Origin of the sequence: Pseudomonas palmensis, from assembly GCF_017848315.1 — a bacterium.
GTDB classification, from domain to species: domain Bacteria; phylum Pseudomonadota; class Gammaproteobacteria; order Pseudomonadales; family Pseudomonadaceae; genus Aquipseudomonas; species Aquipseudomonas palmensis.
On sequence record NZ_JAFKEC010000004.1, the window covers coordinates 141,555 to 157,321 of the forward strand.

A 15,767-nucleotide genomic window follows, 5' to 3' on the forward strand; every position below is an offset into this window, starting at 1 on the left:
CCCTGAACCGGCACAGGCCGCGTTCAGGCGCTCCTCGAGTGGATTGTTCGACACAGCTTGCCCACTGACCCGCGGATTTGAGTGACAACCCATGCCAAAACGTACAGACATCAAAAGCATCCTGATTCTCGGCGCCGGCCCGATCGTGATCGGCCAGGCCTGCGAATTCGACTACTCCGGCGCCCAGGCCTGCAAGGCCCTGCGCGAGGAGGGTTTTCGCGTCATCCTGGTGAACTCCAACCCGGCCACCATCATGACCGACCCGGCCATGGCCGACGCCACCTACATCGAGCCGATCAAGTGGCAGTCGGTGGCCAAGATCATCGAGAAGGAGCGCCCTGACGCGCTGCTGCCGACCATGGGCGGCCAGACCGCGCTGAACTGCGCACTGGACCTGGAGCGCGAAGGCGTCCTGGAAAAATTCGGCGTGGAAATGATCGGTGCCAACGCCGACACCATCGACAAGGCCGAAGACCGCTCGCGTTTCGACAAGGCCATGAAGGCCATCGGCCTGGAATGCCCGCGCTCGGGTATCGCCCACAGCATGGAAGAGGCCAATGCGGTGCTCGAGAAGCTGGGCTTCCCGTGCATCATCCGTCCGTCCTTCACCATGGGCGGCACCGGTGGCGGCATCGCCTACAACCGTGAAGAATTCGAAGAAATCTGCGCCCGTGGTCTGGACCTGTCGCCAACCAAGGAACTGCTGATCGACGAATCGCTGATCGGCTGGAAAGAGTACGAGATGGAAGTGGTCCGCGACAAAAAGGACAACTGCATCATCGTCTGCTCCATCGAGAACTTCGACCCGATGGGCGTGCACACCGGTGACTCGATCACCGTCGCACCGGCACAGACCCTGACCGACAAGGAATACCAGATCATGCGCAACGCCTCGCTGGCGGTGCTGCGTGAAATCGGTGTCGAAACCGGCGGCTCCAACGTGCAGTTCGGTATCTGCCCGGACACTGGCCGCATGGTCGTGATCGAGATGAACCCGCGGGTTTCGCGTTCCTCGGCCCTGGCCTCGAAAGCCACCGGCTTCCCGATCGCCAAGATCGCCGCCAAGCTGGCTGTTGGCTACACCCTCGACGAACTGCAGAACGACATCACTGGTGGTCGCACGCCGGCCTCGTTCGAACCTTCGATCGACTACGTCGTCACCAAGCTGCCACGCTTTGCCTTCGAAAAATTCCCGAAAGCCGATGCCCGCCTGACCACCCAGATGAAATCCGTGGGTGAAGTCATGGCCATCGGCCGCACCTTCCAGGAGTCGCTGCAGAAGGCCCTGCGCGGCCTGGAAGTCGGCGTATGCGGGCTGGACCCGAAAGTCGACCTGGCCAGCCCAGAAGCTGTCAGCATCCTCAAGCGCGAGCTGACCGTGCCGGGCGCCGAGCGTATCTGGTATGTGGCCGACGCCATGCGTTCGGGCATGAGCGTGGATGAAATCTTCGCCCTGACCATGATCGACCGCTGGTTCCTGGTGCAGATGGAAGACCTGATCAAGGAAGAAGAGAAGGTCAAGACCCTGGGCCTGGCCGATATCGACAAGGCACTGATGCTGCGCCTCAAGCGCAAGGGCTTCTCTGACCAGCGCCTGGCCAAGCTGCTGGGCATCACCGACAAGAACCTGCGTCGTCACCGCCACAAGCTCGAGATCTTCCCGGTCTACAAGCGCGTCGATACCTGCGCTGCCGAGTTCGCCACCGACACCGCCTATCTGTACTCCACCTACGAGGAAGAGTGCGAGGCCAACCCGTCGACCCGCGACAAGATCATGATCCTGGGTGGCGGCCCCAACCGTATCGGCCAGGGCATCGAGTTCGACTACTGCTGCGTCCATGCGGCACTGGCCCTGCGTGAAGACGGCTACGAGACCATCATGGTCAACTGCAACCCGGAGACCGTCTCCACCGACTACGATACCTCCGACCGCCTGTACTTCGAGCCGCTGACCCTGGAAGACGTGCTGGAAGTGGTGCGTGTCGAGAAGCCGAAGGGTGTCATCGTGCACTACGGCGGCCAGACTCCGCTGAAACTGGCCCGTGCCCTGGAAGAAGCCGGCGTACCGATCATCGGTACCAGCCCGGACTCCATCGACCGCGCCGAAGACCGTGAGCGCTTCCAGCAGATGGTTCAGCGCCTGAACCTGCTGCAGCCGCCAAACGCCACCGTGCGCAGCGAAGACGAAGCAATTCGTGCCGCCGGCGTCATCGGTTACCCGCTGGTGGTGCGCCCGTCCTACGTACTGGGCGGCCGTGCGATGGAGATTGTCTACGAACTGGACGAACTCAAGCGCTACCTGCGTGAAGCGGTGCAGGTGTCCAACGACAGCCCTGTGCTGCTGGACCACTTCCTCAACTGCGCCATCGAGATGGACGTGGATGCGGTCTGCGACGGCACCGACGTGGTGATCGGCGCGATCATGCAGCACATCGAGCAGGCCGGTGTTCACTCCGGTGACTCGGCATGCTCGCTGCCGCCGTACTCGCTGCCTGCCCACGTGCAGGACGAAGTGCGCGACCAGGTCAAGAAGATGGCCCTGGAGCTGGGCGTTGTCGGCCTGATGAACGTGCAACTGGCGCTGCAGGGCGACAAGATCTACGTGATCGAGGTCAACCCGCGTGCTTCGCGTACCGTGCCGTTCGTGTCCAAGTGCATCGGCACCTCGCTGGCGATGATTGCGGCTCGCGTCATGGCCGGCAAGACCCTGAAAGAGATCGGTTTCACCCAGGAAATCATTCCGAACTTCTACAGCGTGAAGGAAGCGGTGTTCCCGTTCGCGAAGTTCCCGGGCGTCGATCCGATCCTCGGCCCTGAAATGAAGTCCACCGGTGAGGTCATGGGTGTCGGCGACACCTTCGGCGAAGCCTTCGCCAAGGCCCAGATGGGCGCCAGCGAAGTGCTGCCGACCGGCGGCACCGCGTTCATCAGCGTGCGTGACGACGACAAGCCGCAGGTGGCTGGCGTTGCCCGCGACCTGATCAACCTGGGCTTCGAAGTGGTTGCCACGGCCGGTACCGCCAAGATCATCGAGGCGGCAGGCCTGAAAGTACGTCGCGTGAACAAGGTGACCGAAGGTCGTCCGCACGTGGTCGACATGATCAAGAACGACGAAGTGTCGCTGATCATCAACACCACCGAAGGTCGCCAGTCGATTGCCGACTCCTACTCGATTCGTCGCAATGCGTTGCAGCACAAGATCTACTGCACCACGACCATTGCGGCCGGTGAAGCCATCTGCGAAGCGCTGAAGTTCGGTCCGGAAAAAACCGTACGTCGCTTGCAGGATCTGCATGCAGGACTCAAAGCATGAGTATTACCAAATACCCGATGACCGTTCAGGGCGCTCGCGCCCTGGAGGAAGAGCATCTCTTCCTGAGCAAGACCGAACGCCCGCGCCTGAGCCAGGCGATTGGCGAAGCCCGTGAGCTGGGCGATCTCAAGGAAAACGCCGAGTACCACGCTGCCCGTGAAGAGCAGGGCATGGTCGAGGCGCGTATCCGCGATATCGAAGGCCGCCTGCAGAATGCGGTAGTGATCGACGTTACCACCATTGCCCACACGGGCAAGGTGATCTTCGGCACCACCGTGGACCTTGAAAACACCGAAACCGGCGATCAGGTGACCTACCAGATCGTTGGTGAGGACGAGGCGGACGTCAAGAACGGCAAGCTCTCGGTCGGTGCTCCGATCGCCCGCGCCATCATCGGCAAGGAAGAGGGTGACACTGTGGTGATCAAGACGCCGAGCGGCACAGTCGAGTACGAGATTGTCGAAGTCCGTCACATTTGATCGCCCGCGCGGCTTTGCCGCGTCGGCAGTGATCTGGCAGCTGGCCCAGGTGCTCTGGGTCGGCGGCGTGTGGATGCTGCATTTTGCGGTACTGCCGGTGCTGGGCCAGATTGGTCTGGCGCCGCTGTTGATCGAGGATTTTGGCGTGCTGGCCGCGTCGCTGCTGGTCGCCTTTGCGGCGGTGGGCTGCAGCGTGCAGGTGCTGGTGCTGATTCAGGCCGAAGGGATGGCCAGCCTGTGGCGAGACATGCGTGGGCAACTGCTGCTGATGGCAGTGGCGGCGTGCGTGATGTATTTCGTCTTGCGGGTTGGCGGGGCGGGGCAGTTGCGTTGGCAGCTGTTCTGCTACCTGGTGCTGGGCCTCAGCGGTTTGCTGCTGGTGCTGCAGCCGCCGCCGGGCAGGGCGCGCAAGGCGCGCCACTGAACGGCGCGAACATCACTTGTAGCGGTGGATGTTCGACAGTTGCTTGTTGGGCTGCGGGTTGCGGCGATAGATCAGTGCCTTCTTGCCGATGGTCTGCACCAGTTCGGCGCGGCCGGCCTTGCACAGTGCGGCAATGGCGGCGGCACGTTCTTCGCGGTCTTCCGAGCGGATCTCTACCTTGATCAGTTCGTGATCGGCCAGGGCGCGCTCGAGTTCGGCGATAACCCCTTCAGTCAGGCCGTTGCCTGCCACAATCAGAACTGGTTTCAGATCGTGGCCAATGGATTTGTACTGTTTCTTCTGCTCGTTATTGAGCGGCATAATCTGACCCTTTGTCTAGATTCTGTAAAAATGGCGGCCATTTTACCCGAGGGCCCGTGGATCCGCCCAGTTAATCACGACCCTTATCATCGAGGTGCCCAGTGGCGCGTTCCAAGACAAGCCTTGGCTGGCTGAAAGAACACTTCAACGATCCTTACGTCAAAAAGGCGCAAAAGGACGGATATCGCTCGCGCGCGAGCTACAAATTGCTCGAAATCCAGGAAAAGTACCGTTTGATCCGCCCGGGCATGAGTGTGATCGATCTGGGCGCGGCGCCCGGTGGCTGGTCGCAGGTGACCAGTCGTCTGATTGGCGGTCAGGGGCGTCTGATCGCCTCCGACATCCTCGAAATGGACAGTATTCCCGACGTTACCTTCATCCAGGGCGACTTTACCCAGGATGAAGTGCTCGCGCAGATTCTCGAGGCGGTCGGTAATTCGCACGTAGACCTTGTGATTTCCGATATGGCCCCCAATATGAGTGGTACGCCCGCTGTGGATATGCCCAAGGCCATGTTCCTGTGCGAGCTGGCCCTTGATCTGGCGACCCGGGTACTCAAGCCGGGTGGCGATTTTCTGATCAAGATCTTTCAGGGCGAGGGGTTTGACGTCTACCTCAAGGACGCCCGCAAGAAATTCGACAAGGTGCAGATGCTCAAGCCCGATTCTTCACGCGATCGCTCCCGCGAGCAGTACATGCTGGGGCGTGGCTACAAGGGCGAGTAGGGCTTCAGGCCGGCAGCTTCCAGGGTATCCGATAGCTATTTCCAATCGGATGTCCTGCCTGACCTGGATGAACATCGTGTAGTCTAGGTTTCACAAAGGGTTACAGACGGCGCCTGCAGACATGTAGGTAATGTAGTAAGTTAAGCCGGTGATTATCATGCGAGGCACGGCTGCGCCTAAGGCCTGCCTCAGAGGGTAGCTAATTGAACGACATGGCAAAGAATCTGATCCTGTGGTTGATCATCGCCGCGGTCCTGGTGACCGTGATGAACAACTTCTCCAGCCCGAACGAGCCGCAGACCCTCAACTATTCCGACTTCATTCAGCAGGTCAAGGATGGCAAGGTCGAGCGTGTGACGGTCGACGGTGCAGTCATCATTGGTAAGCGTACCGACGGCGACAGCTTCAAGACCGTGCGTCCCGCGATCGCCGACAACGGCCTGATCGGCGACCTGGTCGACAACCACGTCGTGGTCGAAGGCAAGCAGCCGGAACAACAAAGCATCTGGACCCAGTTGCTGGTCGCCAGCTTCCCGATTCTGGTCATCATCGCCGTGTTCATGTTCTTCATGCGCCAGATGCAGGGCGGTGCCGGTGGCAAGGGTGGGCCGATGAGTTTCGGCAAGAGCAAGGCGCGCCTGCTCTCCGAAGACCAGGTCAAGACCACCCTGGCCGACGTCGCAGGTTGCGACGAAGCCAAGGAAGAGGTTGGCGAGCTGGTCGAGTTCCTGCGTGATCCAGGCAAGTTCCAGCGCCTGGGTGGTCGTATTCCGCGCGGCGTGCTGATGGTCGGCCCGCCCGGTACCGGTAAGACCCTGCTGGCCAAGGCCATTGCGGGTGAGGCCAAGGTGCCGTTCTTCACCATTTCCGGTTCCGACTTCGTTGAAATGTTCGTGGGTGTCGGTGCCAGCCGTGTACGTGACATGTTCGAGCAGGCCAAGAAGCACGCACCGTGCATCATCTTCATCGACGAAATCGACGCCGTCGGTCGCCACCGTGGCGCCGGCATGGGCGGTGGTCATGACGAGCGCGAGCAGACCCTCAACCAGTTGCTGGTGGAGATGGACGGCTTCGAAATGAACGACGGCATCATCGTGATCGCCGCTACCAACCGTCCGGACGTGCTTGACCCTGCGTTGCTGCGTCCAGGCCGTTTCGACCGCCAAGTGGTCGTGGGCCTGCCCGACATCCGTGGTCGCGAGCAGATTCTCAAGGTGCACATGCGCAAGACGCCGATCGGCGACAACGTGAACCCTGCCGTGATCGCCCGTGGTACGCCCGGCTTCTCCGGTGCCGACCTGGCCAACCTGGTCAACGAGGCGTCGCTGTTCGCTGCGCGCGGCGGCAAGCGTGTGGTCGAGATGAAGGAGTTCGAGCTGGCCAAGGACAAGATCATGATGGGCGCCGAGCGCAAGTCGATGGTTATGTCCGAGAAAGAGAAGCAGAACACCGCTTACCACGAGGCGGGTCACGCCATCGTGGGTCGCGTGGTGCCCGAGCACGACCCGGTGTACAAGGTCTCGATCATTCCGCGCGGTCGCGCCCTGGGCGTCACGATGTTCCTGCCGGAAGAGGACCGCTACAGCCTGTCCAAGCGTGCGCTGATCAGTCAGATCTGCTCGTTGTACGGTGGTCGTATCGCTGAGGAAATGACCCTTGGCTTCGATGGCGTTACCACGGGTGCCTCCAACGACATCATGCGAGCCAGCCAGATCGCTCGCAACATGGTCACCAAGTGGGGCTTGTCGGAAAAACTCGGTCCGCTGATGTACGCCGAAGAAGAAGGCGAGGTGTTCCTGGGCCGCAGTGCCGGTTCCCAGCACGCCAGCGTTTCGGGCGAGACGGCCAAGTTGATCGACTCCGAGGTGCGCAGCATCATCGACCAGTGCTATGCCACTGCCAAGCAGATCCTCACCGAAAACCGTGACAAGCTCGATGCCATGGCCGATGCGCTGATGAAGTACGAGACCATCGATGCCGACCAGATCGACGACATCATGGCCGGTCGCGAGCCGCGTGAGCCCCGTGACTGGGAAGGTGGTTCGGGCACTTCGGGCACCTCTGCAACGCAAGGTGATCGCCCCGAGTCCCCGATCGGTGGTCCGGCGGCGCAGCTCTAAGGGTTGACATGACTTCACAGCAGTACCCAACCCGGTTGCCTTGCGGCAACCGGGTTCTCGACCTTTCCCGTACCCATGTGATGGGTATCCTCAACATAACCCCTGATTCCTTCTCGGACGGCGGTCGCTTCACCCAGCGTGATGCGGCCTTGCGCCATGCCGAAGCGATGGTGGCGGCCGGTGCTACGCTTGTCGATGTCGGTGGGGAGTCCACCCGGCCAGGTGCACGCGTGGTCACTGCTCTCGAAGAGCTCGAGCGGGTTGCACCCATTGTCGAAGCGATCAGTCGCGAGCTGGATGTCATCATCTCGGTCGATACCTCGACGCCGGCGGTGATCCGCGAGACTGCCCGCCTGGGCGCGGGGCTGATCAACGATGTGCGCTCGCTTACCCGCGATGGCGCGCTGGATGCCGCTGCAGCCACCGGTTTGCCGGTCTGCCTTATGCACATGCGCGGCGAGCCCGGCGACATGCAGAACAACCCGCACTACGACGATGTGACCGTCGAGGTGGCGATGTTTCTCGAGCAGCGCATGGCAGCCTGTGCTTCGGTGGGTATCGGCGCCGAAAAGATTGTGCTCGATCCGGGCTTTGGTTTTGCCAAGACGCTTGCGCACAACCTCAGCCTGTTCAAGCATATGCAGGATCTTTATCGCCTGGGCCGCCCCCTCCTGGTGGGCGTTTCGCGCAAGAGCATGATCGGCCTGGCGCTGGAGCGTCCGGTCGGTGAGCGGCTTTATGGCAGCCTGGCGCTTGCTGCGCTGGCGATGACCCGGGGTGCCAGCATCCTGCGGGTTCACGATGTTGCCGAGACCGTCGACGTGGTACGGATGATTGCAGCGGTTGAAGCCGCCGAATAAGAGTGACGGAGCATTTCACGATGAGCAGAAAATATTTTGGTACCGACGGCATTCGTGGCCGTGTCGGCGAATACCCGATCACGCCGGATTTCATGCTCAAGCTCGGTTGGGCCGCAGGCATGGCCTTTCGCAAGCTCGGCGCCTGCCGGGTGCTCGTAGGCAAGGACACGCGTATCTCCGGCTACATGTTCGAGTCGGCCCTTGAGGCCGGTCTGTCGGCGGCGGGCGCAGATGTGCTGCTGCTCGGCCCGATGCCGACGCCGGCCATCGCCTACCTGACCCGCACCTTTCATGCCGAAGCCGGGATCGTCATCAGTGCGTCGCACAATCCGCATGACGACAACGGCATCAAGTTCTTCTCCGGTCAGGGCACCAAGCTGCCCGACGATGTGGAGCAGATGATCGAGGAGTTGCTCGACAAGCCCATGACCGTGGTCGAGTCGAGCAAGCTGGGCAAGGTGTCGCGCATCAACGACGCGGCCGGCCGCTACATCGAGTTCTGCAAGAGCAGCGTGCCGACCAGTACCGATTTCGCCGGCCTCAAGCTGGTGGTCGACTGCGCCCATGGCGCCACGTACAAGGTGGCCCCCAGCGTGTTTCGCGAGCTCGGCGCCGATGTCACGGTGCTGGCTGCGCAGCCGGATGGCCTCAACATCAACGAGAACTGCGGTTCGACCCATATCGAGTCGCTTCAGGCGGCGGTGCTGGTAGGGCATGCCGACCTGGGGATCGCGTTCGACGGTGACGGTGACCGGGTGCTGATGGTCGACCATACCGGCGCGATCGTCGATGGTGACGAATTGCTGTTCATCATTGCCCGTGACCTCCAGGAGCGTGGCAAGCTCAATGGTGGCGTTGTGGGTACGCTGATGAGCAACCTGGGCCTCGAACTGGCCTTGCAGGAGCTCTCGATACCGTTTGTGCGTGCCAAGGTGGGTGACCGCTATGTGATGGCCGAACTGCTGGAGCGCGACTGGAACATCGGCGGCGAGAATTCCGGGCACGTGGTGTGCTTCAGTCATACCACCACAGGGGATGCGATCATCGCTGCCCTGCAGGTGCTGATGGCGCTCAAGCGTCGCGGTGAAACCCTGGCTCAGGCCCGTCAGGCGCTGCGCAAATGCCCGCAGGTGCTGATCAATGTTCGCTTTGGCGAGAGCAAGGTAGACCCTGTCGAGCACCCGGCGGTCAAGCAGGCCTGCGAGCGGGTCACCGAGGCCATGGCGGGTCGTGGTCGCGTGCTGCTGCGCAAGTCCGGCACAGAGCCACTGGTGCGTGTGATGGTCGAAGGTGATGACGAAAGTCAGGTGCGCGGCTATGCCGAGGAACTGGCAAAGCTGGTAACTGAAGTTTGCGCCTGATTAGCGCTTGCCAGTGGTGATCGGGTTGGGTAACATCTGCGCCCACTTTGACCGACGAGGTACAGCATGCGTCGCCCTATGGTAGCTGGTAACTGGAAGATGCACGGTACCCGCGCCAGCGTCGCTGAGCTGATCAAGGGCTTGAGCAATCTAGCCCTGCCGAGCGGTGTTGAAGTCGCGGTGTTCCCGCCCTGCCTGTACATCAATCAAGCGATTGAAGGGTTGCAGGGCAAGTCGATAGCCGTGGGTGCTCAGGATTCTGCGGTAGAGCCCCAGCAAGGCGCGCTGACCGGTGAGGTTGCTCCGAGTCAGCTGGTCGATGCGGGATGTGAGCTGGTGCTGATCGGGCACTCGGAGCGTCGCCAGATACTGGGCGAAAGCGACGAAGTGCTGAATCGCAAGTTCGCTGCGGCTCAGGCTTGCGGGTTGAAGCCTGTGCTCTGTGTAGGGGAAACCCTGGAGGAGCGCGAAGCTGGCAAGACGCTTGAGGTTGTAGGGCGTCAGTTGAGCAGCATCATCGACGCATTCGGTGTTGAGGCCTTCGCCAGTGCAATCATTGCCTATGAGCCTGTATGGGCCATCGGCACCGGCCTCACGGCCAGCCCGCAACAGGCTCAGGATGTGCACAAGGCCATTCGTGAGCAACTGGCGGCAAAGAATTCAGAGGTCGCGATGAATGTGCGGCTTCTATACGGCGGCAGCGTGAAGGCGGCCAATGCGGCTGAGCTGTTCGGCATGCCGGATATCGATGGGGGGCTCATAGGTGGAGCTTCCCTGAACGCAGACGAATTCGGTGCAATTTGTCGCGCCGCAGGAAACTGAAAAATGCTGGAAACAGTCGTAGTAGTTTTTCATCTGTTGGGCGCACTGGGTTTGGTAGTGCTGGTGTTGCTGCAACAGGGTAAAGGTGCGGAAGCAGGTGCATCTTTCGGCGCAGGGGCTTCAAATACTGTGTTCGGAAGCCAAGGTTCTGCTACCTTTCTTAGTAAGTTTACTGCTATACTTGCCGCCAGTTTCTTCATAACCGCCCTAGGGTTAGGTTACTTTGCTAAAGAGAAAGCTCATCAGCTGACTCAGGTAGGGCTTCCAGATCCAGCGGTACTTGAAGTGAAGCAGCAAAAACCGGCAACAGATGATGTACCGGTGCTCCAGGAGCAACAGGCACCCGCCAGCAACACCGGCGATGTACCTCCAGCTCAAGAGCAGAAGTAACGGGTTTCAAAGTAGTATTGCCGAGGTGGTGGAATTGGTAGACACGCAACCTTGAGGTGGTTGTGCCCATAGGGTGTAGGGGTTCGAGTCCCCTTCTCGGTACCAATTGAAACAAGACAGCCCGCTACAGCGGGCTTTCTTGTAGGTGGAGGTTAGATTGACCCCTCGCGGGGTTCGGTCGTATACTTTCGCCCCAGCTTTGACGCGGGGTGGAGCAGTCTGGTAGCTCGTCGGGCTCATAACCCGAAGGTCGTTGGTTCAAATCCAGCCCCCGCAACCAGTTTCAGCAGAGCCCCTTTTCAGGGGCTTTTTGTTAGCTGATCAGTTCTCAGCGCCGGTATTCACCCGGCGTATCAGGGATGGGCGCTTCGCCCATTTTTTATTTGCATAGCATGCACAAGGGGGTTCAGGTGTCGAGCAAGCTAGAAGAGTTGCAGGCCTTGTTGGCCCCGGTGGTCGTGGCCCTAGGCTATGAATGCTGGGGTATCGAGTTTTCGGCTCAAGGCCGCCACTCAATGTTGCGCGTTTATATCGACAAAGAAGGCGGTGTGCTGGTGGATGACTGCGCCATCGTCAGCCGTCAGATCAGCGGCATTCTGGATGTCGAAGATCCCATTTCCGTTGAATACACCCTTGAAGTTTCCTCTCCTGGCATGGAACGCCCGCTGTTCACACTTGAACAGTTTGCAAAGTATGTCGGTGAGCAGGTGAAGATTAAACTGCGCTCGCCTTTCGAAGGTCGACGTAATTTTCAGGGCCTTCTGCGCGGTGTGGAAGAGCAGGATGTCGTGGTGCAGGTAGATGACCACGAATTCCTTCTGCCGATCGACATGATCGACAAGGCCAACATTATTCCCAGTTTTGACTGAGACATGCCGGGTCCGATAGTTCGTGCGGACCCAATGGCTTGCGAAAGGCGAGGCGTACGATGAGCAAAGAAGTACTGCTGGTTGTTGAGTCGGTATCCAATGAAAAGGGTGTACCGGCAGACGTGATTTTCGAAGCATTGGAAGTGGCCCTGGCCACTGCTACCAAGAAGCGCTTCGAAGATGAAGTCGACCTGCGTGTGGAGATCAACCGCCACACCGGTAACTACGAGACCTTCCGTCGCTGGACGGTGGTCGAGGAAGAGGATCTTGACGATCCTGCGATCGAAACCTGGCCAAGCAAGATTCAGGAAACCCATCCTGAAGCCAAGGTTGGCGATGTCATCGAAGAGAAGATCGAGTCCATCGAGTTCGGCCGCATCGCTGCACAGACCGCCAAGCAGGTCATAGTGCAGAAGGTCCGCGAAGCCGAGCGCGCACAGGTGGTCGATGCCTATCGCGAGCGTCTGGGCGAAATCATCTCGGGTACCGTCAAGAAGGTTACCCGTGACAACGTGATCGTCGACCTGGGCAACAACGCCGAAGCGCTGCTGGCCCGTGAAGACATCATCTCCCGCGAGACTTTCCGTGTCGGTGTGCGTGTACGTGCACTGCTCAAGGAAATCCGCACCGAAAACCGCGGCCCGCAGCTGATCCTGTCGCGTACCGCGCCCCAGATGCTGATCGAACTGTTCCGCATCGAAGTGCCGGAAATCGCCGAGGGCCTTATCGAGGTCATGGCGGCTTCCCGTGACCCGGGTTCTCGCGCCAAGATCGCTGTCCGCTCCAAGGACAAGCGCATCGACCCGCAAGGCGCCTGCATCGGTATGCGCGGTTCGCGCGTACAGGCAGTGTCTGGCGAGTTGGGCGGCGAGCGAGTGGATATCGTCCTGTGGGACGACAACCCGGCCCAGTTTGTCATCAACGCCATGTCGCCGGCAGAAGTCGCGGCGATCATCGTTGATGAAGATGCCCACGCGATGGACATCGCTGTAGCCGCGGACAACCTGGCGCAAGCCATTGGCCGTGGTGGTCAGAACGTACGTCTGGCCAGCCAGTTGACCGGCTGGACCCTGAACGTGATGACCGAGTCGGACATCCAGGCCAAGCAACAAGCTGAAACCGGCGACATTCTGCGTAACTTCATCGAAGAGCTGGAAGTCGACGAAGAGCTGGCGCAGGTTCTCGTTGACGAAGGTTTCACCAGCCTGGAAGAAATTGCCTACGTACCGCTGGAAGAAATGCTCAACATCGATGGCTTCGACGAGGAGATCGTCAACGAACTCCGCGCGCGTGCCAAGGACCGCCTGTTGACCAAAGCCATCGCTACTGAGGAAAAACTGGCAGACGCCCATCCGGCCGAAGACCTGCTCTCGCTTGAGGGTATGGACAAGGATCTGGCGGCGGAACTGGCGGTGCGCGGCGTGGTTACCCGCGAAGACCTGGCCGAGCAGTCGATTGATGACCTGCTCGACATCGACGGCATCGACGAAGAACGTGCCGGCAAGTTGATCATGGCCGCCCGAGCCCACTGGTTCGAGTAAGTAGGCTGGCCTGAGGAGAGAAGTGCATGACGCAAGTCACGGTGAAAGAATTGGCCCAAGAGGTCGCTGCACCGGTAGAGCGCCTGCTGCAGCAGATGCGTGAGGCAGGTCTGCCGCACACCGACGCCGGTCAGGTAGTGACCGACAGTGAGAAGCAGGCTCTGCTGACCCACTTGAAAAGCAGCCACAAGGCGAAGGTGGAAGAGCCGCGCAAGATTACCTTGCAGCGCAAGACCACCAGCACCCTGCGTGTTGCTGGTAGCAAGAGCATCAGCGTAGAAGTACGCAAGAAGAAAGTTTTCGTACAGCGCAGCCCCGAAGAAATCCAGGCTGAGCAGAATCGCGAGCTGGAAGAACGTCGTGCCGCTGAAAACGCAGCACGCGACAAGTCTGAAGCTGAAGCGCGTAAACGTGCCGAAGAATCCGCCAGCCGTCAGCCGGCCAGCGCACCTGCGCCAGCCGCTGCAGCACCGGCCGTGACAGCTGCGCCTGCAGCTGCCGAGCCGGTTGCAGCTCCGGCCCCGGGTGTCGAGCGCAAGAAAGCCGAAGACGCCCGTCGCAACGACAAGTCGCGTGACGACGACCGCCGTGGTGGCGAGCGCCGCAACGAGGCCCCGCGCGTATCGGTCAAGGTCAAGGAAAAGGAAAAGGCGCCAGCTCCACGTGCCGCCCCACGTACCACCGAAGAGGAAAGCGACAGCTTCCGCCGTGGTGGCCGTGGCAAGGGCAAGATGAAGAAGCGCAATGCCCACGGCTTCCAGAGCCCGACCGGTCCGGTTATCCGCGACGTGGCCATTGGCGAGACCATCACTGTTTCCGAGCTGGCACAGCAGATGTCGGTCAAGGCCGCTGAAGTCGTCAAGTTCATGTTCAAGATGGGTACTCCGGTCACCATCAACCAGGTGCTCGATCAGGAAACTGCTCAGCTGATCGCCGAAGAGCTGGGCCACAAGGTCACGCTGGTCAGCGACAACGCGCTGGAAGATTCCCTGGCCGAGTCCCTGAAGTTCGAAGGCGAGTCGTTCTCCCGTGCGCCGGTCGTGACCGTAATGGGCCACGTTGACCACGGTAAGACTTCCCTGCTCGACTACATCCGTCGTGCCAAGGTAGCTGCCGGCGAAGCCGGTGGTATCACCCAGCACATCGGTGCGTACCACGTGGAAACCGACCGTGGCATGGTCACCTTCCTCGACACCCCGGGTCACGCCGCGTTTACCGCAATGCGTGCCCGTGGTGCCAAGGCGACCGACATCGTGATCCTGGTGGTCGCGGCGGACGACGGCGTAATGCCGCAAACCCGTGAAGCGGTACAGCACGCCAAGGCGGCAGGTGTTCCACTGGTCGTTGCAGTGAACAAGATCGACAAGCCAGGTGCAGACCTGGACCGCATCCGCAACGAACTGGCCGTCGAAGGCGTGACCTCCGAGGACTGGGGTGGCGACACGCCATTCGTCAAGGTTTCGGCCAAGATGGGTACCGGCGTCGACGAACTGCTCGAAGCCGTTCTGCTGCAAGCCGAGATCCTCGAGCTCAAGGCCACCCCATCGGCCCCTGGCCGTGGTGTCGTGGTCGAGTCGCGCCTGGACAAGGGCCGTGGCCCGGTGGCTACCGTGCTGGTTCAGGACGGTACCCTGCGTCAGGGCGACATGGTGCTGTGCGGTTCGAACTACGGCCGTGTACGGGCCATGCTCGACGAGAACGGCAAGCCTGTTAAGGAAGCCGGCCCGTCGATCCCGGTCGAGATTCTCGGCCTGGATGGCACCCCGGATGCCGGTGACGAACTGAGCGTGGTTGCCGACGAGAAGAAAGCCCGTGAAGTGGCTCTGTTCCGTCAAGGCAAGTTCCGCGAAGTCAAACTGGCACGTGCCCACGCTGGCAAGCTCGAGAACATCTTCGAGAACATGGGCCAGGAAGAGAAGAAAACCCTCAACATCGTACTCAAGTCCGATGTGCGTGGTTCTCTGGAGGCCCTGCAGGGCTCCCTCAGCGGTCTTGGCAACGACGAAGTACAGGTTCGCGTGATCGGCGGCGGTGTCGGTGGTATCACCGAGAGCGACGCCAACCTGGCCCTGGCTTCCAATGCAGTACTGTTCGGCTTCAACGTGCGTGCCGATGCCGGCGCGCGCAAGATCGTCGAGCAGGAAGGTCTGGATATGCGTTACTACAACGTGATCTACGACATCATTGAAGACGTCAAGAAAGCCCTGACCGGCATGCTCGGCAGCGATGTTCGCGAGAACATCCTGGGTATCGCCGAAGTGCGTGACGTGTTCCGTTCGCCGAAGTTCGGCGCAATCGCCGGCTGCATGGTCACCGAGGGTGTGGTTTACCGCAACCGTCCGATTCGCGTACTGCGCGACGACGTGGTGATCTTCGAAGGCGAACTGGAGTCGCTGCGTCGCTTCAAGGACGATGCGTCCGAAGTACGTGCCGGCATGGAGTGCGGTATTGGCGTCAAGAGCTACAACGACGTCAAGGTCGGCGACAAGATCGAAGTCTTCGAGAAAGTCCAAGTGGCTCGCACGCTCTAAGCCGCGAGCTT

13 protein-coding genes and 2 tRNA genes are annotated in these 15,767 nt (G+C 60.6%); 14 read left to right on the forward strand and 1 reads right to left on the reverse strand.

All coding sequences use genetic code 11. The features are described 5' to 3' along the window. Window positions 1-91 precede the first annotated feature (91 nt). From carB to JZZ72_RS04220, 3 genes are read left to right on the forward strand one after another with little or no spacing between them, the layout of a single operon-like run. The gene (gene carB, locus JZZ72_RS04210; protein ID WP_210014085.1) at window positions 92-3,313 is read left to right on the forward strand and encodes a carbamoyl-phosphate synthase large subunit; all 3,222 of its coding nucleotides are present in this window, start codon (window positions 92-94) and stop codon (window positions 3,311-3,313) included. Next, window positions 3,310-3,792, forward strand: coding sequence for a transcription elongation factor GreA (gene greA, locus JZZ72_RS04215; protein ID WP_185061966.1), 483 nt, complete (start codon window positions 3,310-3,312; stop codon window positions 3,790-3,792). Before carB ends, greA begins: the two co-directional genes overlap by 4 nt. Window positions 3,793-3,820: 28 nt before the next feature. After that, the gene (locus JZZ72_RS04220; protein ID WP_210014094.1) at window positions 3,821-4,216 is read left to right on the forward strand and encodes an MFS transporter; all 396 of its coding nucleotides are present in this window, start codon (window positions 3,821-3,823) and stop codon (window positions 4,214-4,216) included. Between the two features lie 12 nt (window positions 4,217-4,228). On the opposite strand, the gene yhbY is transcribed toward JZZ72_RS04220, so the two are convergent. Further along, entirely contained in the window at window positions 4,229-4,537 is a 309-nt protein-coding gene (gene yhbY / locus JZZ72_RS04225) for a ribosome assembly RNA-binding protein YhbY (protein ID WP_038606752.1), read from the reverse strand. Between the two features lie 101 nt (window positions 4,538-4,638). On the opposite strand from yhbY, the gene rlmE reads away from it, so the two are divergent. The 11 genes from rlmE (at window position 4,639) to infB (ending at window position 15,756) form a co-directional block, all read left to right on the forward strand. Further along, entirely contained in the window at window positions 4,639-5,262 is a 624-nt protein-coding gene (gene rlmE / locus JZZ72_RS04230; RefSeq protein WP_043863826.1) for a 23S rRNA (uridine(2552)-2'-O)-methyltransferase RlmE, read from the forward strand. A 212-nt stretch (window positions 5,263-5,474) separates the two neighbouring features. Next, window positions 5,475-7,382: an ATP-dependent zinc metalloprotease FtsH gene (gene ftsH / locus JZZ72_RS04235; RefSeq protein WP_043863825.1), complete on the forward strand. Its 1,908-nt coding sequence runs from the start codon at window positions 5,475-5,477 to the stop codon at window positions 7,380-7,382. A gap of 8 nt (window positions 7,383-7,390) precedes the next feature. Continuing rightward, a complete protein-coding gene (gene folP, locus JZZ72_RS04240) occupies window positions 7,391-8,242 on the forward strand; it encodes a dihydropteroate synthase (RefSeq protein ID WP_043863824.1) in 852 nt (283 codons plus the stop codon). A 20-nt stretch (window positions 8,243-8,262) separates the two neighbouring features. Further along, the gene (glmM, locus tag JZZ72_RS04245; RefSeq protein ID WP_054916542.1) at window positions 8,263-9,603 is read left to right on the forward strand and encodes a phosphoglucosamine mutase; all 1,341 of its coding nucleotides are present in this window, start codon (window positions 8,263-8,265) and stop codon (window positions 9,601-9,603) included. A 66-nt stretch (window positions 9,604-9,669) separates the two neighbouring features. Beyond that, on the forward strand, window positions 9,670-10,425 hold the full coding sequence (gene tpiA / locus JZZ72_RS04250; protein ID WP_043863822.1) for a triose-phosphate isomerase: 756 nt from the start codon (window positions 9,670-9,672) through the stop codon (window positions 10,423-10,425). A gap of 3 nt (window positions 10,426-10,428) precedes the next feature. Next, window positions 10,429-10,815, forward strand: coding sequence for a preprotein translocase subunit SecG (gene secG / locus JZZ72_RS04255; RefSeq protein ID WP_078481335.1), 387 nt, complete (start codon window positions 10,429-10,431; stop codon window positions 10,813-10,815). A gap of 19 nt (window positions 10,816-10,834) precedes the next feature. Beyond that, window positions 10,835-10,920 (forward strand) — tRNA-Leu (locus JZZ72_RS04260). A gap of 98 nt (window positions 10,921-11,018) precedes the next feature. Next, a tRNA-Met gene (locus tag JZZ72_RS04265) sits at window positions 11,019-11,095 on the forward strand. Window positions 11,096-11,225: 130 nt separating this feature from the next. Then, the gene (gene rimP, locus JZZ72_RS04270) at window positions 11,226-11,684 is read left to right on the forward strand and encodes a ribosome maturation factor RimP (protein ID WP_043863937.1); all 459 of its coding nucleotides are present in this window, start codon (window positions 11,226-11,228) and stop codon (window positions 11,682-11,684) included. 59 nt (window positions 11,685-11,743) lie between these two features. Continuing rightward, a complete protein-coding gene (gene nusA, locus JZZ72_RS04275) occupies window positions 11,744-13,225 on the forward strand; it encodes a transcription termination factor NusA (RefSeq protein ID WP_043863821.1) in 1,482 nt (493 codons plus the stop codon). Between the two features lie 26 nt (window positions 13,226-13,251). Next, window positions 13,252-15,756: a translation initiation factor IF-2 gene (gene infB / locus JZZ72_RS04280; RefSeq protein WP_043863820.1), complete on the forward strand. Its 2,505-nt coding sequence runs from the start codon at window positions 13,252-13,254 to the stop codon at window positions 15,754-15,756. The last annotated feature ends 11 nt before the right edge of the window (window positions 15,757-15,767 follow it).